Origin of the sequence: Sandaracinus amylolyticus, assembly GCF_000737325.1 — a bacterium.
Lineage (GTDB): Bacteria > Myxococcota_A > Polyangia > Polyangiales > Sandaracinaceae > Sandaracinus > Sandaracinus amylolyticus.
On record NZ_CP011125.1, the window covers coordinates 2,319,665 to 2,338,657 of the forward strand.

Below are 18,993 nucleotides of genomic sequence, written 5' to 3' on the forward strand. Positions count from 1 at the left end.
GGCTCTGGAAGCGCGGTCGATCCGCGCCCATGCTCTGGCCCCGTGACGATCGCCGATGCCCGCGAGCGCACCGATCCCGAGGATCCGCTGGGGATCCCCGCGGCGCCGATCATCGAGTGGTTCCGCGTCGATGCGACGCGCCGCATCGCGAAGCTGCTCGCGATCGGCGCGACCGGGATGGTCGCGGGATCGTTCTCGATCGCGCGGCTCGTGATGACCGCGCCGCACGCCGTGCGCTACGCGACGCGCTCGCCCGCGCGGTATCCCATCCTGTGGCCCGAGAGCAGCGTCGCGCCGACCACGTTCCTCTGGGCCGCGCTCGGGTTCGCATTGGTCGTCGGCTGCGGGCTCGTCGCGATCCTCGGGCTGCGGCGGGTCCTCAGCGAGGAGAGCTACCTCGCGCTGCGCGTCGACGGAGTGCTCTTCGCGCACGGCGAAGCGCGTCGCTTCGTGCGCTGGGAGGACATCGACGACGTGCGGCACGACGCCGCGCGGGACGCGATCGTGTGGGTGCTCGACGGCGACGACCCGTGGGTCCTCGACGCGCGCTTCGCGGGCGGATCGAACGCGGAGATCGCGAAGAAGGCCGTCACGGTGCGACGCCGCGCGCTCTTCGGGCTCTATCCGCGCGCACGCGGTTGACCCCTTCGCCGCGGGCTGGATACGCTCGCGGCGTGCGACGCACCACCGCTGCGTTCCTCGCGTCGTCGATGCTCTCGCTGCTCGTCGTTCCATCGATCGCCGGCGCGCAGACGACGCAGCCGTCCTCGACGACCGCGGAGCCCGAGGGGACCGGCGCGACGGTCGAGGAGCCCGATGCCACGCGCCTCGACGTCGAGCGACTGCCGCCCGAGGCGATCCAGATCACGCGCGACCTCTACGCGCACGGCTTCTTCATCGAGGCGTCGGTCGGCGGGCGCGGTTTCGTCGGAGGCATCGGGCGCGTCTCGAGCCCCGGGCCGTTCGCGGCGATCGGCTTCGGCTACGAGCTCTTCGACTGGCTCTTCGTGCGCGCGATCGCCGACCTCTCGATCCACGAGACCGCCGCGCCCGCGCCGCCCGACACCACGGTGTTCGAGCTCTTCTCCGCGCTCGGCGCGGTGAAGCTGCAGATCAACCCGACCGCGGAGTTCGCGATGTGGCTCGAGGGCCAGGCGGGCATGATCATCGCGACCAACGACGTGCTCGTGCTCTACGGGCTGCAGGACGCCACGAGCGTCGGCTTCGCGTGGGGCGCGGACCTCGGCTTCGACGCGCATTTCCACAGCCGCCACTACTCGATCGGCGTGCACGGCGGCGTGCGCGGCGCGCCCTCGCTCGACGGCTTCGACGGCGAGATGGCGATCGGCGTCCAGGGAGCAGCGTACATCCGCTACGTGTTCTGACGCGCATGAGCGCCGTTCCCGTCCTCCTGGTCCATGGCATCTGGGATCGCGCGGCGGATCTCGACGTGCTGCAGCGTGGGCTCGAGCGGCGCGGCGTCGGCCCGGTGCGCGCGATGGACCTCGTTCCGAACGACGGTCGCGCGCCGATCCTCGCGCTCGCGGATCAGGTCGCGGCGGGCGCCGAGCAGCTGGCGCGCGCGCACGGCCATGATCGCGTCGACGTGGTCGGCTTCAGCATGGGCGCGCTCGTGACGCGCACGTACGTGCAGCGTCTCGGAGGCAAGTCGCGCGTCCGCCGCTTCGTGTCGATCTCCGGGCCGCACCGCGGCACCGCGACGGCGTTCGCGCTGCCGTTCGCGGGAACGCGCGACATGCGCCCGGGGAGCGCGTTCCTCGCGCAGCTCGAGTCCGACACCGACCCGTGGGGCGATGTCGAGGTGCACGTGCTCTACACGCCGTTCGACCTGATGATCGTCCCCGCGACGTCGAGCCGCCTGCGCGGCGCGCGCAGCGAGACCGCGATGAACGTGGCGCTGCACCGGTGGATGATCGAAGACGAGCGCGCGATCGCGAAGATCGCGTCGATCCTCCGCGCGTGAGCAGCGCTATTCACGCGACGCGTGCTCCCTGATCAGCGCACCGACGACATCGAGTACTTCCTCGACCATCGCGTCTCGGTCGCGGGGCGGAACTGCGCGAGCCATCAGCGGTATTGCCGTCATCGACGCCCAGAGGAGCGTCGTCATCGGGACAGGAACGCACCAACGGAGCGCGACCATCGAGGTCACCACGTCCGCGACGGCGCACGCAACACCGAGCAGCACGTTGACGCGGAGCAGCGGGTGGACTTCGCGCGCTTCGAGCCGGACCCCTCCGGGGACCGCCTCGGCGCGGATGACGAGCGGAATGAAGTACGGACGATTCTGCCGCCCAGGATTTCGCGGGGGCCGCTCGCGCACAGTGAAGAGCCGTCGATCGACGACCGTCACGATCGCGTTCCATATGGGAAACGATTGCAACGGTAGATTCGGAAGCTCGAGCTCCGAGGCTCTCGGCGAGTCTCGATATCCGCCATTCGCCACGACGACACGCTGAATGCCGTCGAGCGAGACGTCTCGGACGAAACGCGGCGGTCGATTCCAGTCGACGTAGCGCAACGGGTTGGCGCTCACGCACATCGCCGTGATGATCTGCGCGGCGCCCGCGACCCCGGCGAGCAACGCCATACCGAGCGCGTAGAGCGACATTGCGTCCAGCATGCGTCAGCTCCCGAGCGCGCGAAGCGCGGTGCTCAACCGGCGCAGCCGGTCGAGCGTTCGCGGCTGGAGGTTCCGAAGCGACGTCTCGCGTTCGCCGCCGAAGAGCTCTGCGCGCTTTGCGTCGTAGTAGGCACTCTGAAGCTCCTCGAGGTGATCTGCGCCTCCGTTCGCGAGCAACGCGACGACGTCGACCGCAACGACCGTGAGACCGAGAACGGCCGATGCGATTACCAACCACGGTCCGCTCGCGCCGGCGAGGGCCGCGACGAGCCCGCCTGTCTCTACGATCGCGGCCACGACGTAAATCCCGCCTCGCGTCCTCGCGGCCAGCGCTGCGACGTCGTCGCCGCGATCGAGCGCGTGTTGGAGATCGCCGGAGCGCGAGAAGAAGATCATCGCGCCGTCATATGCCATCGCTCCGATCCCGAGCACCGTCGCGACGCGCCCGAGCCCGCTCGCAGCACGCGCGAGGGCCGCGCTCGGATGTGCACCGGGCATCCGCAACAGCCGCGAGACGGGCTCGTAATAGTCGTGGTGACGCGTGGCGATCACCGCGAGGAACGATGCGGCGCTCTCCATCGTGCCGAGGACGCCTTGTCCTAGGTCCACGCACGTCCGGACGTTCTGCGCAGAGAGCTCGGTCGTGACCTGCTGGAACGCCAGCGCGGTGGAGATGATCTGCGCGGTGGCCACGACGCCGTGCAGCGCCGCGGGCACGTGCTCGAGCGAATAGCGCTCGTGCTCCACGATCCTCACTCGCTCGTCTCCGGTGTATCGGTGCCAGGTCGGTTCCGCTGGCGCTGCCGATGACGTCGCTCGTGGCCACGACTCGTCTCCTCCGGTCGTGAGGAACTCGAATGCGAGACTTCTGGAAGTCCCGGAGTCGATGTGAACACGCCCCTCGGCGAGATCGACGATCAGCCTCGATTGCTCGAGCCCCGGGAGCTCGAGGCGCTGGCCCGTCATCGCACCGTGGTAGCCGTAGAACGTCCGCACGAAATCGCCCACGTCCGCGGCACGGATGTCCCTGATCGTCTCGATGTTTCGGCAGAACTGCTCGCAAGACGCCGAGAAGAGCTGGGCTCCGTTGTCCGCCGCCGAGGCGATCGCGCTCATCGCTCTGCGGAAAAGACCATCTTCGCCGATCTCGCTCGCGACGCGCCGATAGAAGTGATGACCCAGCTCGAGTCTCACGGCCGAGCAGCGGTTCCACATCTCGAACGCGTCGTCGGCCGCCCGAGTGTGCTCCCAGAGGCGGATCCACAGCGGGGCTTCGGCGACGTGCGTCTCGAGAAGCGATGCACACCATGCGCGCAGGCGATCGAGCTCGCGCTCCTGATCTCCGATCACGCGCTGCGAAATGTCCGTCATGCCGGCGGCGCGCTCACGAATCGCCAGTCGGTAGAAGTCGAAGTAGTGCACGAACATGTCGACGAACTGAGGGCCGATGACGATCTCGTCGCGTGTGAACCGCGCTGAGCCGCTTGCGTGATCCGTCTCGCCGATCGACGACGGATGCACCGCTCGGCCGGCGCTCTGCGCGAGCACGCTCCGCGCGCCCGCTTCCGCCAAGCCCATTCCGCCGGTGATGGTGCTTCCGAGCGACTGGCAGAAGGCTCGCCGGTCGACGTCCGGAGAGCGCGCCGCCGCCAAGGCGTACTGGTGGTAGGCGGCATAGACGTCTGCGCGGGCGAAGCTTCGTTCGGGGTTGCCGACGATGTCGGGAGGCAGCCCACGACGCTCGATGTCGATCATTCGCACGACGTGCGCGAGCAGCGCCCACTCGGGCGCCGTGCTCGCGAGCAGCGCGGTCGCGTATGCCATCACGAACTCGGCGACGTACGTCGCGACGAACGGCATGCTGCGATCGATCAGCGCGTAGTGGTGATCGACCTGCTCGACGATCACCGCGGACGAGCGCGGCCCGAAGCGTCGTCGGTGTCTCACGATGCCCATCGGGCCCGGGCGGACCGAAGCGAGCAACACTGCGATCTGCGAGGGCAGCTCGTGCTCGCCGAGCAGCGGGAGCTCCAATTCGCCCACCGCCGTCTCGGGCGCGAACGTGAAGTGCTGGAATGCGCGCTCTCGGATCACCGTGGTCGCGCGCTCCGGGTCGGCGAGCGCCTCGATCACCTCGTCGTAGATCTCCTGGTGATAGGTCCAGAACACCAGGTACTCGCTCGGCGCGAACAGCGGAGCGACTCCGTCCTCGAGGAGGATCGAGCCGCGATCATCCGTCGTCGCCTCGATTGCGCGCGCGGGGTCGGGTCGCGGTGAGCTCGACGCGCTCCCCCCGACGAGCGGGACGATCACGACCCTCGCGCTCTGCACCGGCTCGAGTCGGACCGATTCTGCGAAATCACGCGCCATGTCGCGCGGATCTCGCCCAGTGCGCGAGTCCGTCTCGCGTGGTGGCGGCGGAATCCGGAGCTGCACCAGCGAGAGTGGCATTCCGACGAGCGTGTTCGGTGCGCCCGCGCTGACTCGCGCGATCTGCGTCATGTTCCGTGCTCCTCCATCAATCGATCCCAGGTCTCCTGGTCGAGATCTCCCGTCGGCTCGGTTCTTCCGAGCACTTCTCTCTGGAATTCCGACAGCGCGTGTCGTGTCTTCGGTCCGAGCTCGCCGTCGACACGCCCGCACATGAAACCGAGGTTGTTGAGGCGCGCCTGGATGCCAGTCAGCACCGGAGTCGACGTGTCCTCGTCGGCGTGCGGGTCGAGCGTGCCCACCGCGAGCTCCCAGCGCAGGCGTCGGCGCGGTAGCTCGATCATCGCGGCTCGGATGCGCGCCGGGAGGACCTCACGCAGCTCGCCGTCACCGGTGGTCGTCCCGTCGCGCGTCTGCTCGACGCCGCGATCGTGGAACACGAGCACGTACGGCTCGCTCCCGAGCGTGGTGCCGTCGGGAAGACGGAGTCGGAGATGCAGCTCGACCGTGCCGGTGCGGACCTCGAACCGGTGTCGCTGCCCCGTCGCACAGTCGACCCGCTTCTCGCGCGGAGGCGGGACCGACACCCGATCGCCCGGCAGGAGCACGTGCATGGAGCGGCGACGTGCACGCAGCGCCTCGTTCTCGGGCGCGTTCCAGATCCGCGCGGGATCGGCGACGCCGTAGCGCGCCGCGATGCTCGGCACGTCCTCGCCCTGGCGGACGACGTGCACTCGGTCGGTCGTCATCGTGATCCTCCCCCGGGCACCCACGCGTCGCCGTCGAGATCGGGGAACGTCACGGAGCAGGTCCCGGGGACGAGCCCGGAGACCCTCGCGATCCCCGTCGAGTCCGTGATGCCTCGGCGCACGCGCCCGTCTTCGGAGCGCATCTCGAACCGGGCGCCCACCACGGGCGCGCCGGCGTCGTCGACGAGCTCGAGCTCGATCCAGCTCGTCTCGGGCGCGCAGTCCGCCGGCGCTTGCCGTCCGTGCTCCCCTCTGATCGTGGCGACCCGCTCGACGCGTCGCACCAGCGCGAGCCGTCCGGTCAACGACTCGAGCTCGACTCGCACCAGCGCCTCGAGCTCGCCCTCCCCGAAGCCCGCGACGTCGCCGCGCAGACGGGCGAGCACGTCGCGCAGCTCGGGGCGGATGCGATGCGCGAGGCGCCCGAGGACGTCCACCGCGCGGCGCTCGTCCAGGCGCTCCCACCCCGCTCCGCGATCGAGCCGACGCAGCTCGAATCGCTCTCCGAGCGCGTACACGAACCCCCCATCGCGGAACTGGCACCGCCACATGCGACGACCCATCGGACCGCGCCGCGCGCTGTTGCGCCGTTTCGTGCTGCGAGCGCGCGCGGGTGTGCACCGCACATCACGTCGTGAACGACGAAGCCCTGGGCGCGGCGTGGGCGGCGCATGGGCGTTCGCGCCGAAACCGTGTGCGTGCCGCGCGAATCTGGCTCGGCACGAACGCTGCTGAGAGGCGGCGCAGCGAGCGCGGGGGGTCGCGCGTCGCGCATCAGGAGCTTGACCGTGAACATCGATCGTCTTCTTCGCCCTCGTCTCGCGCCCTGCTTCGGGCTCGCGCTCGCGCTCGCAGCCTGCGAAGGAGGTCCTCGCACCACTCCCCCGATGGGCGACGCGGGCATCGGCGCCGACGACGCGGCGATCACACTCCGCGCGCTCCCCACGCTCGAGGATCCCGCCGCGCTCTTCGGCGCGTCGCCGCGCATCTTCGAGCAGGACCCCGAGCCGGTGCGCGCGCTCTTCGTCGAGGAGTCCGATCTCGCGCTCGGCCGCGCGTGGGACCCGTCGAGCCGCGCGCTCGGCGAGACGTGCCTGCGCGGCGCCGAGGTCCTCGTGCCGAGCCCCGCCGGTGGGGTCGCGAGCTGGGCGTCGAATCGCCCCGTCGACGCCGATGAGCTCGGGTTCGCCGCGATCCCGATCGGCCCCGAGATGAGCGCGCCCGCGCAGCTCGACGAGGTGCTCGAGGGCATGCGCGTCGAGCTCGGGCTCACCGAGGATCTGCGCATCACCGAGCGCTGGGGCGAAGCGCGCATCGCCGACGACGCCGAGCGCATCGACGCCCAGGGCTGCGACGGGCTGGTCGTCTCGCGCGTCGCGCTCGAGCAGCGTCGGTTCACGCGCCTGCGCCTCGCGTTCGCGTCGCGCGAGGATCACGACGCGTTCGTCGCGCGTCACCCCGGCGCGCGCCTGCTCGATCTCGTCGTGTCGGACGGCCAGGAGCGCGCGCAGCTCGAGCGCGAGCTCGCGGGCCGCGCGCGGCTCGAGGTCTGGCACGTCCAGGTCGGCGGCGATCGCCTCGCGACCGAGGCCGCGCTGCGACGCCACGCCTGCTCGGTCACCGAGCTCGCCGCGTGCGCCGCGCTGATGAGCGAGCTCGAAGAGCTCGCCGACGCGGAGCTCGCGCCGCCGCAGCCCGGCGCACGCGCGGGCTGGATCGCGACGCGCGGCGAGGCCGAGGCGAGCCGCTGATCGTCAGGGCCGACTGCCCGCGAGATCGTCGTCGCGCGCCGGCGTCTCGTCGCGGTGCAGCCGCGGCAGCCGCTCTCCGCGCCGCGCGGCGCCGCACATGCCGTCGGCGATCGCGAGCGCTTCCTCGAACAAGCGCTCGCGCCCGACGCCCTGCTGCATCGCGCGCCCGACCATGAACGCGACGTCGACCATGTCCGCCGCTGCTGCCGCCGCCGCCGCGCCGTGCAGCTCCGAGACGCCGTGCACCCGCGCGTACTCGGTCGCGTACTCCGCGAGCGCCTCCGCGATCGCCGCCTCGCCCTCGGGATCCACGTCGTAGCTGCGCTCGCGCGGCAGCCTCGCGAGCGCGTCGGTCAGCGGATCGCTCGGCGGCGCGTCGCCCGCGTCGCTCGGCGCGGTCTCGCCGGCGGTCGGCACCATGCTCGGCTCGCGCGCGTCGATCCCGCGCCGCACCCGCTCCAGCGCGACCATCGCCTCGATCACCGCGAGCCGCTGCACCACGTCGGTGTCGCGGTTGAGGAGCGGAGGCAGCGCGCGCAGGCGCTGCGCGTGACGCGCGAGGATCTCCGACCCCTCCGCCTCGAGCACCAGCGGCAGCACGCGACGGATCGCGTGATCGGCCGCGAGGAAGCGCAGCCGCTCCGAGTCGCCGCGCGCCGTGCCGCCCCAGTCGACCGCGTCGAGCGCGGCCTGCTCGTCGGCGCCCAGGAACGGCCGCAGCGACTCGCGGTACGCGAAGATCACCGGGTGCAGATCCGCGTCGGGCGCCGCGGGCTCGGGCGCGGGCTGCGGGCGCGGCGCCTCGATCAACCCCGCGCGCCGCGCGTTGCGCGGTCCGAGCAGCTCGACGCACCCGCTGCACGCGACGATCGCGAGCAACACGAGCACACGCACGTCCGCCATGCCCCCTCCCATGCGTCCGTCCGGACAGAACATCGTATCAGCGCTCTGCTCGCGCTCATACGCGCTCGCTTCGACCCGGGTCCGGCACCAGAATGGCGACCGCATGGACGAGCATTTCGACTGGATCGTGATCGGGTCGGGGTTCGGCGGCAGTGTCTCCGCGCTTCGTTTGAGCGAGAAGGGCTATCGCGTGCTGGTGCTCGAGAAGGGCAAGCGCTTCTCGCAGGCCGACTTCCCGAAGACCAACTGGGACGTGCGCCGCTGGCTCTGGCGCCCCGAGGTCGGCCTCCAGGGCATCTTCCAGATGTCGTTCCTCTCGCACGTCACGATCCTCCACGGCGTCGGCGTGGGCGGGGGATCGCTCGTCTACGCGAACACGCTCCCGCAGCCGAAGGACGGCTTCTTCCAGAACGCGTCGTGGGCGCACCTCGCCGACTGGAAGAAGGAGCTGCTCCCGCACTACGCGACCGCGAAGCGCATGCTCGGCGCGAGCACGAACCCGACGGTCACGCCCGGCGATCGCATCCTCAAGTCGATCGCGAAGGACATCGGCAAGGAGAAGGACTTCCACTCGACCGAGGTCGGTGTCTTCTTCGGCACGCCCGATCAGGAAGTGCCCGACCCGTACTTCGGCGGCGACGGCCCCGCGCGCGTCGGCTGCAACTACTGCGGCGCGTGCATGACCGGGTGCCGCGTCGGCGCGAAGAACACGCTCGATCGCAACTACCTCTACCTCGCGGAGAAGCGCGGCGCGAAGGTCGAGCCCGAGACCGAGGTCACCGCGGTGCGCCCGCGCGCGTCGGCCGATGGGAAGAGCGCCGGCTATCGCGTCGAGACCAAGCACACGTTCGGCAGCGCGACGCGCACGTTCACCGCGGACAACGTCGTCTTCTCGGGCGGCGTGATGGGCACGATCCCGCTGCTGCTCAAGATGCGCGAGGACGCCGAGGGCCTGCCGAAGCTCAGCGAGCACGTCGGCGACTTCGTGCGCACGAACAGCGAGGCGCTCATCGGGATCATCGCGCCCGAGTGGAAGGAAGACTTCAGCAAGGGGATCGCGATCACGTCGATCCTCGAGACCGACGAGCACAGCCACATCGAGCCGGTGCGCTACGCCGAGGGCTCGGGCTTCTTCCGCACGATGGTGCTGCCGCACTCGCCGGGCTCGAACGTCTTCACGCGCATCGGCGGCTCGGTGCGCAGCTTCTTCCGCCAGCCCGCGCTCTGGCTCAAGGCGCTCACCGTCGGCGACTTCGCGAAGGCGAGCCAGATCCTGCTCTACATGCGCACGCTCGAGGGCACGCTCTCGCTGCGGCTCGGGCGCAGCGTGTACACCGGGTTCCAGCGCGGGCTCGTCAGCACGCTGAGCCCCGGCAGCGAGGCGCCCGCCGCGTTCATCGAGGAGGCGACGGATCTCGCGCGCCGCTTCGCGGAGAAGGTCGGCGGCGTCGCGATGACGATGCTCACCGAGACGCTCGCGGGCACCCCGACGACCGCGCACATCCTCGGCGGCGCGTGCATGGGCCGCGACGCGAGCGAGGGCGTGATCGACAGCGAGCATCGCGTCTTCGGCTACGACGGCCTCTACGTGATCGACGGCTCCGCGATCAGCGCGAACCCGGGCGTGAACCCCTCGCTCACGATCACCGCGCTCGCCGAGCGCGCGATGAGCAAGATCCCCGCGAAGCACGCGCACCGGGAGCTCGCGAAGAGCGCATGACGACCGCGACGTTCCCCGTGCAGATCTACTACGAGGACACCGATCACTCGGGCCTCGTCTACCACGCGAACTACCTCAAGTACTTCGAGCGCGCGCGCGAGCACCTGCTCGGCGTCGAGGAGCTCGTGCGCCTGCTCCACCAGGACGGCGTCGGCTTCGTCGTCTACAAGTGCGAGCTCACGTTCAAGCAGGGCGCGGTGTTCGGCGACACGCTCGAGATCCGCAGCACGCCGCGGATGGAGAGCGGCTTCCGCATCGTGTTCCAGCAGGACGTGTGGCGGCGCGGCGAGCTCCTCGTGCAAGGCGTCGTGCACATGGTCTGCGTCGACGCGAACAAGAAGCTCGTGCCGATCCCGAAGAGCGTGATCGATCGGGTGCAGGCGGGCGCGTGAGCGCGCGCGCGCTACACCTCCGCGCGCGTGAGCAGCATCTGGACGCGCCCGTTCCTCGTCGCGTTCGCCGCGAACTTCCTGCACGGGCTCGGGGTGTTGCTGACGCTCCACCTGCCGGGCCTGCTCGAGCGGTGGGGCGAGCGCGCGCTGACCGTCGGGCTCGTCGTCGCGTCGGCGGGCGCGGGCGCGGTCGCGGTGCGCCCGTTCGCGGGGCGCGCGATGGACGGCGGCGCCGGGCGCCGCGGCGTGATGGTGCTCGGCGGGCTCGTGCACGCGATCGCGTGCGCGGGGTACCTCTTCGTCGATCACGTCGGGCCCCTCTTGTGGATCGTGCGCGTCGCGCATGGCCTCGGATCGGGCGCGGCGCTCGCGGCGCTCTTCACGTCGGCGACCGATCTCGTGCCCGCGGCGCGTCGCGTGGAAGGGCTCGCGACGTTCGGCGTGTCGGGCCTCATGCCGGTCGCGCTCGGCGGGCTGGTCGGCGATCTCGTGCTGCAGCACGCGGGGTTCACCGAGCTCTTCGTGCTGATGCTCGCGTGCTCGAGCCTCGGGCTCCTCGTCTCGCTCGCGCTGCCCGAGACCGGCGCGCGCCAGGGTCGCGACGCGGTCCACGTGCACGCGCGCGCGCAGCGCGGCTTCGTCGCGGTCGCGCTGCAGCGCGATCTGCTGCCGGTGTGGTTCATCGGGCTCGCGTTCGCGAGCGCGCTCGGCGCGACCTACGCGTTCCTCGCGACCTTCGTGCTCGAGGAGCACATCGGGTCGGTCGGGCTCTTCTACGGGTGGTACGCGGCGATGGCGATCCTGCTGCGCCTCACGGCGGGATGGGTCCCGGAGCGCGTCGGCCCGAAGCGCGTGCTCGCGCCTTCGCTCGTCGCGATCGCGATCGCGCTCGCCGCGCTCGCGCTGGCGCGCGACGCGTGGTCGATGGCGCTCGCGGGCGCGCTCGCCGGGCTCGGCCACTCGTTCGCGTTCCCGATCGTCAGCGGCATGACCGCGGGGCGCGCGCGCGACGAGGAGCGCGGCTCGGCGATGTCACTCTTCAGCGCGATCTTCGACGCCGGGATCTTGTTCGCGAGCCCGATCTTCGGCGCGCTCGCGGACGCGACCTCGCTGCGCACGACGTTCGCCGCCGCGGCGGTGGTGCCGGTGATCGGGGGCGCGCTCTTCTTCGTGTGGGACGCCCGCGTGCTCCCGCGGCGGGTCGAAAACGCTGTGATTTCGCGGGACTGAGCCCCCGCGGTCGGTCTCGTGCCCGCCGCGGTCGGCCACGTCGCCGCTGGGCGCCGTCTCGGTGCCGCTGCGCGCCGTCTCGGTGCCGCTGCGCGCGGTCTCGGTGCCGCTGTTCGTGCCAACGGTGCCGCCGTTCCGTGCAACGGTGCCGCCGATCGCGAAAACGGTGCCGCCGATCGCCAAAACGAGGGCGCCGATCGCGAAATCGAGGCCGGCAGTGGGGGCGCCGCACCCCACCGATCAGTTCCTCGGGGCCGCCGATCAGTTCCTCGGGGCCGCCGATCAGCTCCTCGGGGCCGCCGTCATGCTCCGCGGGGCCGCTGCGCGGCGCGGCGGACGATCAGCATCTTGATCCCACCGCGCGCGTCGACGCCGGGCTCGGTCACGAAGCCGGGCGGCAGCGTGCGCACGTCGAAGCTGCGCGGGAGCTTCAGCACGATCGCGCCCTCGAACGTCGCGATCAGCGGGCGCACGTCGAGCGCGAGATCCTCCGCGACGACACGCGCGCGATCGTAGTCGCGCCCGCCCCACGGCGGGTCGAGCACCAGCACGTCGGCGCGCTCGCGCGCGATCACGTCGTGCACGTCGCCGTGCACGAAGCGGATGCGCGACGCGACGTCGTAGATGCGCGCGTTGTGCGCGGCCATCGCGAGGCGCGACGTGTCGAGGTCGACCGCGATCACCTCGCGCACCTCGGGCCGCCGCGCGAGCGCGATTGCGATCGATCCGATGCCGCACGTGCCGTCGATCACCACGCCGTGCGCGCCCTCGGCGATGCGATCGGCGAGCGCCTCGGGCGTCGCCGAGAAGAGCCCTTCGTCGTCGGCCTGGATGCCGCGATCCCACCGCGAGAAGAGCTCGCGTCGACGCTCGCTCCGCGGGCGCCAGGGCGGCGCGGCGCGACCGGCGCGCAGCGGAGGATCGACGTGCACCCGCACGATCTCGCCGCCGAGCGGCAGGCCGTCGAGCTCGCGCAGCGCCCAGCGCGCCTTCGCGGCGGGGATGTCTCCGCGCCATCGCGAGGTGTCGAGCCACGCGGGGGCTTCCACGCGCACTCGCACCGCGCGCGCGGTGTCGCGCGGCATCAGTCGATCGACGACGTCGCGCGCGCGCTCGGCCGCGTCCTCCGCGTCGTCGCCGCGCGCGAGCGTCGCTTCGCGCGCGAGCGCGGCGAGCAGCGCGAGATCGTAGGCTGCGTCGTCGTCGTCGTCGCGCAGCGCGCCGAGCCCGAAGACCTCGGGCGCGACGAGATCGATCGCGCTCCAGCCCTCGTGCTGCGCGTGGCGCATCGAGAGCGACGCGACGCCTCCCTCCGCGCGCCGCAGCCACGCCGGGTGCACGCCGCCGAGGATCGGGCCCACGCGCGTCGTGACCCGCAGCGTGCGCGCGAGCAGGCGATCGGTGCGCGCCCGCCCCACGATGCGCGCGAGCGCGCGCGGCACCGAGATCGGCGAGGCGATGCCCTCGAGGTGGGCGCGCACCGTCGCCTCGATCGTGCGCACCTCGCGCGGCGCCGACGCGACGAGCGCCTCGAGCGCGTCCTCCGGCGCGTCGGGCGATGCCGCGAGCGCGATCGCCCGCGCGGTGTGCGCGACCACGCGCGGCGCGAGCGGATGCGCGGCGCCCCGCGCGAGCCCGGCGAGCTCGTCCCGTACCCGGGCCTCGCTCGCGCACCACGCGACGATCCCGTCGCCGATCCACCACGTGCGCGGACCGTCGAACGGCAGCGCGCTCGGCCGCGCCTCGAGCGGCATCCCGAGCTCCGCGATCACCTCGTCGTCGCGCACGGCGCGAGTCTGCCATGCTGCATCGCGCGCGTTCGCGCGGCATGCTCGTGCCCTCCGATGACCGCCGCGCGCGATGTCGACGACGTGATCACCGACGCGCTGCGCGAGCTCGGCCTGCCCGAGGATCTGCGCGACGAGGTGCGCGCCCGGGTGGACGCGCCCGACGAGACGTGGCGCACCTGCTGCGGCGGGTTCTGCGATCCCTGCGTGACCGTGATCGCGCGCGCCGTCGACCGCGTGCGCGCGCTGCGCCGGGAGCGAGGGTGACCCCGCCGCGGGGTTGCTCGAACGCCCGCCGGTCTCCTACGCTTGGGCTCTCGATGCGTGCTCTTCTTCCTGCGCTCGTGATCGCCCTCGCGGCGCTCGTTCCCGAGCCCGCTGCGGCGCAGGACGCACGCGGCGCCGTGGTGCTCGTCGTCGATCCCGGGCACGCGCGCATCAACCCGGAGCGGCTGCGCCGCACCATCGCGAGCACGCTCGGTCGGGAGCTGGTGCGCATCACCGATCCCCAGGCCCACGGCGCGACCGGCACGCTGACGATCGCGCACTCGGCGCGCGCGCGCTGGCTCGTGCGCTTCGACGCGACCGGCGGATCGGCGTCGACGGTCGCGGAGATCACGCGCCCCGGGCGCTACGACGAGACGATCGCGGACGCGGCGCGCCGCGTGATCGGCGAGGTCGAGGCCGCGACCGACGTGCGCTCGGCGCCGACCCGCCCCAACGCGCGCTCGGGCGCGGGCGCCGACATCTACGTCGTGTGGGTGGACGAGATCCTCGATCCGTTCGAGCACACGCCGCCTCCGCCGCGCCGCGAGATCGCGATCGCGTCCGAGGTGATCGATCCGTTCGCGCCGATCGCGGCGCGCCACCGCACGTTCTCCGAAGTGCTCGATCCTTGGGGACGCTGAGCCGCGCATGAGCCGCGCGCTCCGAATCGCCGGCGTGGGCTGCGGCCTGCTCGCGTTCGTCGCGACCTGCGCGACGTCGGTGGCCTGCTACGCGGTGCTGCCCGCGCCCGCGCGCGACGCGGCGCAGGGCTTCCTCGCGGACGTGCGCGCATCGCAGTGGCAGAGCGCGGTCCAGCGCACGAGCGCCGCGTACCAGCGCGATCACGACGCCGCGCGCCTGCAGCGCGAGGTCGAGCGACTGCCGCGCCTGGCGCGCCACACCGACGCGACGTTCATGAACGCGACGCTCGACGGCGAGACCGCGGTGCTCGACGGCGTGCTCGTCACGCCCGACGGCGAGGTGCCGATCGCGGTCGAGCTCGAGCACGACGCGGGCTATTGGTACGTGGACCTCGTCGTCGTACAGGGAGCTCCGCTCGAATGATGATGCGCGTGTCGTCGATCGCGCTGCTGCTCGTCCTCGCGCTGGCCGCTCGCGCGTCGGCGCACGGTCGCGAGCCCTCGCTCGGCGCGGTGACCTTCCATCCGACCGATCGCGATCACGTCGTGGTGCGCGCCACCTGGGGCTTCATCACGACGCGCGACGGTGGCGAGACGTGGACGTGGCAGTGCGCGGACGCGGTGCCCTTCGATCGCACCAACGAGGATCCCGCGATCGTGATGTTCCCGTCGCGCGCCCTGGTCGCCGCGACGTTCGACGGCCTGCACCGGAGCGACGAGGCGCAGTGCGCGTGGTCGACGCCCGAGACCGCGCCCGACGACGAGTACGTCGTCGACGTCGTGCAGGACCCGAGCGAGCCCCGCACCGCGTGGCTGATCACGTCGACGGGCACGACGCCCGACGAGGTGCGCCGCAGCGAGGACGAAGGGCTCACCTGGTCGACGATCGCGATCCCGCACCCGACCGCGCTGACCGATCGCATCCGCGTGGGGACGAGCGATCCGATGCGCGTGTACACGAGCGGCGCGATCCTGATGACCGACACCGAGCCGCGCCGCGGCGTGGTCCTGCGCAGCGACGATCGCGCGGAGACGTTCCGCGCGATCGAGATCCCGCTGGTCGAGGGCGAGCGCATCGTGCACGTGCTCGGCGTCGATCCGACGAACGCGGATCGCCTGTTCGCGCGGATGGTGCGGCCGGTCGCCGACGAGGTCCCGGAGCGCCTCTTGATCAGCGAGGACGGCGGCGACACGTGGCGCACGGTGCTCGAGATGCTCGAGATCGTCGGCTTCGCGATGAGCGCGGACGGCCGGACGGTGTGGGCGGGAAGCTGGGACGGCGGGCTCGCGCGCTCGACCGACGGCGGGCTCACGTTCGAGATGCTCGATCCCGCGCTGCGCGTGCGCTGCCTCGCGCAGCGCGAGGGCGAGCTCTGGGTGTGCGCCGACGATCGCACGACGGGCTTCGCGCTCGCGCGCTCGAGCGATGGCGGCGAGACGCTCGACGCGCTCTGGAGCTACGACGACGTGCGCAACGACGTCGGCTGCAGCGCGGACACGCAGGTCGGCGAGCGGTGCCCGATGTTCTGGCCCGACCTGGTGTTCGATCTCCAGGTCGACGCGGGCATCGTGCCCGACGCGGGCGTGACGACGATGGACGCGGGGAGCGGAGAGGGCGGCGGCGACGGGGGCTGCTCGTGCCGCGCCGGGCCGTCCACCCGCGCGCCGGGCGGGGCGCTCCTGCTCGGGCTCGCGCTGCTCGCGCTGCGTCGCGCCCGTCGCGTTTGACGCGCGCCCGAGCGCGAACGTACCGTCGCCCTCTCGGTGGAGGTCTTCATGCGTTCGCTCTCGCGCACCACGTTGGGTGCCCTCGTCGTCGCGCTCGTCGCGCTCGCGCTCGGGATCGCGAGCCCACGCGCCGCGGCGCAGGACGATCGCGAGCGTGCGCGCGTCGAGTTCCAGCGCGGCGTCGACGCGTACGGGCGCGCCGACTACCAGGTCGCGCTCGAGGCGTTCCAGGAGGCGTATCGCCTCGCGCCGCACCCGATGGTGCGCGTGAACATCGCGAACGCGTACGAGCAGCTCGATCGCCCGCTCGAGGCGCTGTTCCACTTCGAGCGCTTCCTCGCGGAGAGCACCGGCGCGTCGCGCGAGCAGCGCCGCGAGGTCGACGCGGCGGTGCGGCGGCTGCGCCAGCGCGTGGGCGAGCTCGATCTGCACGTCACGCCCGACGGCGCGGTGGTGACGATCGACGGCACCGAGCAGCGACGCGCGCCGATCGCCGAGCCGGTGCGGGTGGTCGCGGGCGATCACACGATCGACATCCAGCTCGACGGCTACCGCGCCGAGCGCCGCACCGTGACGGTCGCGGGCGGTCAGACCGCGCGCGTCGACGTGCGCCTCGCGCGCGCGGAGGCGGTCGTGGCGTCGGGCGTGGGCGCGTCTCCGGTCGAGGCGACGGGGACGGAGGCCGAGCCGGTCGTCGCGAGCACCGAGCCGGAGCCGGTCGTCGAGCCGATCGCGGAGCCCGAGCCGACGCCGCCGCCGAGCTCGGGCGGTGGGTTCCGGATCCTCGAGGGCGTGTGGGTCGCGGGCGCGATCACGATCGCGGCGGGCATCGCAGCGGGTGTGACCGGCGGGCTCGCGCTCGCGGCGAACGACGACTTCGAGCGCCACGTCGCGACGTACGAGGACACGAGCCTGCCCGAGGCGGTGCGCGAGCAGGCGCGCGTCGACGGGCGCGAGGCGGCGGACAGCGCGAGCACGCTCGCGGTCGTCACCGACGCGCTCCTGATCACGACGATCCTCGCGGCGGGCACGACCGCGTTCCTCCTGATCACGACGCAGGAGGGCGGGATGCTCGCCGACGAAGAGACCGACGTCGCCGTGGTCCCGATGGTCGGCGAGAGCGTCGCGGGCGCGATGGTGCTCGGCTCGTTCTGAGCGATCCGCGGACCCGATCCGACGGAACGAGAACGGCCCCGCGAGGGGCCGTTTTCGTGCGTTGGGGAGGGGGTCTCCAAGACCCCTCCGACAACCACGGCTCAGATCTCGAACTCGCCCTTCTCGAGGAGCTCGTTCACGCGGAACAGGAAGCCGTTCGCGACGACGCCGTCGACCACGCGGTGGTCGTACGAGAGCGCCATGTACATCACCGGGTGGATCGCGATCGTGTCCTGGCCGTCGTTCTCCACCACGACGACGCGCTTCTTGATCTCGCCGATGCGCAGGATGCCGACGTTCGGCTGCGAGATGATCGCGCCGCCGACGAGGTTGCCCTTGCGGCCCGGGTTCGAGATCGAGAACGTCTTGCCCGCGAGGTCGTCCGGCGTGAGCTTGCCGTCGCGCGACTTCGTCGCGATCTCGTCGATCGCGCGCGCGATGCCGCGCACCCGCAGCTCGTCCGCCTTGCGGATCACCGGCACGACGAGGCCCTCGTCGGTCTCCACCGCGATGCCGAGGTTCACGTCGCGGTGCTGCACGTACGCGTCCTCGAGCACGCGCGAGTTCATCACCGGGTACTCGCGCAGCGCGCGCGCGACCGCCGCCGTGACGAACGCGAGGAACGTGAGGCTCACGCCCTCCTTCTTCAGCGCGTCCTTGTGCTTGTCGCGGAGCGCCGAGGTCTTGTGCAGGTCGCACTCGGCGAACGTCACCACGTGGGGCGACGACAGCTTCGAGTAGACCATGTGGTCCGCGATGATCCGGCGGCGGCGCGAGAACGGGACGACCTTGTCGCCCGGCTGCTGCTGGTAGGGCGGGACCTTGAACGCGCTCTGTCCCGACAGGACGCGCAGCGCCTCGGCGAGACCGGCCGGCGCGGTGCCGGGGGCGGCGAGCACACCGGGCGACGTCGCCGCGGGACGCGGCGCGGGCGCGGGCGCGGCGACGGGCGCGGGGGGCGGCGGCGCGATCGCGGGCGCCGAGGGACGCGCGGGGGCCGCTGCGGGGCGCGCCGCGCTCGCGACGCGGAGCACGTCTTCGCGGGTGACGACGCCACCCTGGCCCGTGCCCTCGATCGAGCCGAGGTCGACGTCCATCTCGCGCGCGAGCTTGCGCACCGCGGGCGACGCGCGACCGGGCTCACCGCTGCTCGCCGGCTCCGCGACCGGCGCGGGCGCCGCGGGCGCGGCGGCAGGCGCCGGAGCCGCGGGGGCGGCCGCGACCGCGCCCGACGCGGTCTCGTCGATCTCGAGCAGGCGCGCGCCGATCGGCACGGTGTCGCCCTCGTTCACCAGCAGCTTCACGACCAGGCCGGACGCCGGCGCCGGGATCTCGCTGTCGGTCTTGTCGGTCAGGATCTCCACGACCGGCTGATCGCGCTCGACCCGCTGGCCTTCCTGGACCAGCCATTTTCCCACGGTCCCTTCGAGCACGCTCTCGCCGAGCGGAGGCATCACGACCGTCGTCGCCATTCGAGCTCCTCCTGCGCGCGCCCGCGGAATTTCGCCGGGCGCGTCGCGAACACCGCGGAAGCCGCGGAAAAAGGTGCCTGTCACTACCAGACTGCCTGGGGGCTTTCAACCGAGATGCCCACTG

At 72.1% G+C, this 18,993-nt stretch carries 22 protein-coding genes; 15 read left to right on the forward strand and 7 right to left on the reverse strand.

The annotated features are described in order from the left end of the window. Positions 1–42: 42 nt before the first annotated feature. Genes DB32_RS09715 through DB32_RS09725 form a run of 3 tightly spaced genes read left to right on the forward strand, consistent with a single transcriptional unit; the run spans position 43 to position 1,984 of the window. Positions 43–642, forward strand: a complete 600-nt coding sequence (locus DB32_RS09715; protein ID WP_053232140.1) for a hypothetical protein — start codon at positions 43–45, stop codon at positions 640–642. Positions 643–674: 32 nt separating this feature from the next. Next, positions 675–1,385, forward strand: coding sequence for a hypothetical protein (locus tag DB32_RS09720; protein ID WP_053232141.1), 711 nt, complete (start codon positions 675–677; stop codon positions 1,383–1,385). Positions 1,386–1,390: 5 nt separating this feature from the next. Beyond that, on the forward strand, positions 1,391–1,984 hold the full coding sequence (locus tag DB32_RS09725; RefSeq protein WP_053232142.1) for a lipase family alpha/beta hydrolase: 594 nt from the start codon (positions 1,391–1,393) through the stop codon (positions 1,982–1,984). Positions 1,985–1,990: 6 nt separating this feature from the next. Here DB32_RS09725 and DB32_RS09730 read toward each other — a convergent pair whose 3' ends face one another. Continuing rightward, on the reverse strand, positions 1,991–2,644 hold the full coding sequence (locus tag DB32_RS09730) for a hypothetical protein (protein WP_053232143.1): 654 nt from the start codon (positions 2,642–2,644) through the stop codon (positions 1,991–1,993). 3 nt (positions 2,645–2,647) lie between these two features. Continuing rightward, positions 2,648–4,399: a hypothetical protein gene (locus DB32_RS09735; protein ID WP_169791392.1), complete on the reverse strand. Its 1,752-nt coding sequence runs from the start codon at positions 4,397–4,399 to the stop codon at positions 2,648–2,650. Between DB32_RS09735 and DB32_RS48080 the strand changes: the two genes are divergently transcribed. Together DB32_RS48080 and DB32_RS48085 are read left to right on the forward strand one after the other, a co-directional pair. Further along, complete coding sequence (locus DB32_RS48080; RefSeq protein ID WP_169791393.1) at positions 4,389–4,526, forward strand: hypothetical protein; 138 nt, start codon at positions 4,389–4,391, stop codon at positions 4,524–4,526. The two genes, DB32_RS09735 and DB32_RS48080, sit on opposite strands and share 11 nt — an antisense overlap. 2 nt (positions 4,527–4,528) lie before the next feature. Continuing rightward, positions 4,529–4,921, forward strand: coding sequence for a hypothetical protein (locus DB32_RS48085; protein ID WP_169791394.1), 393 nt, complete (start codon positions 4,529–4,531; stop codon positions 4,919–4,921). A 221-nt stretch (positions 4,922–5,142) separates the two neighbouring features. Here DB32_RS48085 and DB32_RS09740 read toward each other — a convergent pair whose 3' ends face one another. Further along, positions 5,143–5,823 (reverse strand): peptidoglycan-binding domain-containing protein, encoded by a 681-nt coding sequence (locus DB32_RS09740; RefSeq protein ID WP_053232145.1) that lies wholly within the window; start codon positions 5,821–5,823, stop codon positions 5,143–5,145. Then, on the reverse strand, positions 5,820–6,341 hold the full coding sequence (locus DB32_RS09745; RefSeq protein ID WP_169791395.1) for a carboxypeptidase-like regulatory domain-containing protein: 522 nt from the start codon (positions 6,339–6,341) through the stop codon (positions 5,820–5,822). Before DB32_RS09745 ends, DB32_RS09740 begins: the two co-directional genes overlap by 4 nt. Before the next feature lie 270 nt (positions 6,342–6,611). On the opposite strand from DB32_RS09745, the gene DB32_RS09750 reads away from it, so the two are divergent. Beyond that, positions 6,612–7,574, forward strand: a complete 963-nt coding sequence (locus DB32_RS09750) for a hypothetical protein (protein WP_157068900.1) — start codon at positions 6,612–6,614, stop codon at positions 7,572–7,574. A gap of 3 nt (positions 7,575–7,577) precedes the next feature. Here the strand turns inward: DB32_RS09750 and DB32_RS09755 are convergent, their stop codons facing one another. Beyond that, positions 7,578–8,477 (reverse strand): hypothetical protein, encoded by a 900-nt coding sequence (locus DB32_RS09755; RefSeq protein ID WP_053232148.1) that lies wholly within the window; start codon positions 8,475–8,477, stop codon positions 7,578–7,580. 103 nt (positions 8,478–8,580) lie between these two features. Here DB32_RS09755 and DB32_RS09760 point away from each other — a divergent pair, with 103 nt between their 5' ends. The 4 genes from DB32_RS09760 (at position 8,581) to DB32_RS46555 (ending at position 12,171) form a co-directional block, all read left to right on the forward strand. Then, positions 8,581–10,197 (forward strand): GMC oxidoreductase, encoded by a 1,617-nt coding sequence (locus DB32_RS09760; RefSeq protein ID WP_053232149.1) that lies wholly within the window; start codon positions 8,581–8,583, stop codon positions 10,195–10,197. After that, the gene (locus DB32_RS09765) at positions 10,194–10,589 is read left to right on the forward strand and encodes a YbgC/FadM family acyl-CoA thioesterase (protein WP_053232150.1); all 396 of its coding nucleotides are present in this window, start codon (positions 10,194–10,196) and stop codon (positions 10,587–10,589) included. Before DB32_RS09760 ends, DB32_RS09765 begins: the two co-directional genes overlap by 4 nt. 27 nt (positions 10,590–10,616) lie before the next feature. Continuing rightward, on the forward strand, positions 10,617–11,819 hold the full coding sequence (locus tag DB32_RS09770; RefSeq protein ID WP_053232151.1) for an MFS transporter: 1,203 nt from the start codon (positions 10,617–10,619) through the stop codon (positions 11,817–11,819). Between the two features lie 61 nt (positions 11,820–11,880). Continuing rightward, on the forward strand, positions 11,881–12,171 hold the full coding sequence (locus tag DB32_RS46555) for a hypothetical protein (RefSeq protein WP_157068901.1): 291 nt from the start codon (positions 11,881–11,883) through the stop codon (positions 12,169–12,171). Here the strand turns inward: DB32_RS46555 and DB32_RS09775 are convergent. Next, positions 12,122–13,606 (reverse strand): methyltransferase, encoded by a 1,485-nt coding sequence (locus DB32_RS09775; RefSeq protein WP_053232152.1) that lies wholly within the window; start codon positions 13,604–13,606, stop codon positions 12,122–12,124. The genes DB32_RS46555 and DB32_RS09775 overlap by 50 nt on opposite strands. A gap of 57 nt (positions 13,607–13,663) precedes the next feature. On the opposite strand from DB32_RS09775, the gene DB32_RS09780 reads away from it, so the two are divergent. Genes DB32_RS09780 through DB32_RS09800 form a run of 5 tightly spaced genes read left to right on the forward strand, consistent with a single transcriptional unit; the run spans position 13,664 to position 17,397 of the window. Continuing rightward, positions 13,664–13,873 (forward strand): hypothetical protein, encoded by a 210-nt coding sequence (locus tag DB32_RS09780; RefSeq protein ID WP_053232153.1) that lies wholly within the window; start codon positions 13,664–13,666, stop codon positions 13,871–13,873. 53 nt (positions 13,874–13,926) lie between these two features. Continuing rightward, the gene (locus DB32_RS09785) at positions 13,927–14,514 is read left to right on the forward strand and encodes a hypothetical protein (protein ID WP_157068902.1); all 588 of its coding nucleotides are present in this window, start codon (positions 13,927–13,929) and stop codon (positions 14,512–14,514) included. A gap of 7 nt (positions 14,515–14,521) precedes the next feature. Next, positions 14,522–14,938 carry a hypothetical protein gene (locus DB32_RS09790; protein ID WP_053232155.1) on the forward strand — a complete coding sequence of 139 codons (417 nt, stop codon included), beginning with the start codon at positions 14,522–14,524 and terminating at the stop codon, positions 14,936–14,938. Next, on the forward strand, positions 14,935–16,242 hold the full coding sequence (locus tag DB32_RS09795; RefSeq protein ID WP_053232156.1) for a WD40/YVTN/BNR-like repeat-containing protein: 1,308 nt from the start codon (positions 14,935–14,937) through the stop codon (positions 16,240–16,242). The genes DB32_RS09790 and DB32_RS09795 overlap by 4 nt, the downstream gene beginning before the upstream one ends. 48 nt (positions 16,243–16,290) lie before the next feature. Then, on the forward strand, positions 16,291–17,397 hold the full coding sequence (locus DB32_RS09800; RefSeq protein WP_157068903.1) for a PEGA domain-containing protein: 1,107 nt from the start codon (positions 16,291–16,293) through the stop codon (positions 17,395–17,397). A gap of 101 nt (positions 17,398–17,498) precedes the next feature. Here the strand turns inward: DB32_RS09800 and DB32_RS09805 are convergent, their stop codons facing one another. Next, positions 17,499–18,869, reverse strand: a complete 1,371-nt coding sequence (locus tag DB32_RS09805; protein ID WP_053232158.1) for a dihydrolipoamide acetyltransferase family protein — start codon at positions 18,867–18,869, stop codon at positions 17,499–17,501. Between the last annotated feature and the right edge of the window lie 124 nt (positions 18,870–18,993).

Coding starts and splice junctions, on each gene's coding strand:
- DB32_RS09725 (WP_053232142.1), top strand. CDS start 1,391: ATGAGCGCCGTTCCCGTCCTCCTGGTCCATGGCATCTGGGATCGCGCG.
- DB32_RS09730 (WP_053232143.1), bottom strand. CDS start 2,644: ATGCTGGACGCAATGTCGCTCTACGCGCTCGGTATGGCGTTGCTCGCC.
- DB32_RS48080 (WP_169791393.1), top strand. CDS start 4,389: ATGTCGATCATTCGCACGACGTGCGCGAGCAGCGCCCACTCGGGCGCC.
- DB32_RS09735 (WP_169791392.1), bottom strand. CDS start 4,399: ATGATCGACATCGAGCGTCGTGGGCTGCCTCCCGACATCGTCGGCAAC.
- DB32_RS09740 (WP_053232145.1), bottom strand. CDS start 5,823: ATGACGACCGACCGAGTGCACGTCGTCCGCCAGGGCGAGGACGTGCCG.
- DB32_RS09755 (WP_053232148.1), bottom strand. CDS start 8,477: ATGGCGGACGTGCGTGTGCTCGTGTTGCTCGCGATCGTCGCGTGCAGC.
- DB32_RS09760 (WP_053232149.1), top strand. CDS start 8,581: ATGGACGAGCATTTCGACTGGATCGTGATCGGGTCGGGGTTCGGCGGC.
- DB32_RS09765 (WP_053232150.1), top strand. CDS start 10,194: ATGACGACCGCGACGTTCCCCGTGCAGATCTACTACGAGGACACCGAT.
- DB32_RS09780 (WP_053232153.1), top strand. CDS start 13,664: ATGACCGCCGCGCGCGATGTCGACGACGTGATCACCGACGCGCTGCGC.
- DB32_RS09785 (WP_157068902.1), top strand. CDS start 13,927: ATGCGTGCTCTTCTTCCTGCGCTCGTGATCGCCCTCGCGGCGCTCGTT.
- DB32_RS09790 (WP_053232155.1), top strand. CDS start 14,522: ATGAGCCGCGCGCTCCGAATCGCCGGCGTGGGCTGCGGCCTGCTCGCG.
- DB32_RS09795 (WP_053232156.1), top strand. CDS start 14,935: ATGATGATGCGCGTGTCGTCGATCGCGCTGCTGCTCGTCCTCGCGCTG.
- DB32_RS09800 (WP_157068903.1), top strand. CDS start 16,291: ATGCGTTCGCTCTCGCGCACCACGTTGGGTGCCCTCGTCGTCGCGCTC.
- DB32_RS09805 (WP_053232158.1), bottom strand. CDS start 18,869: ATGGCGACGACGGTCGTGATGCCTCCGCTCGGCGAGAGCGTGCTCGAA.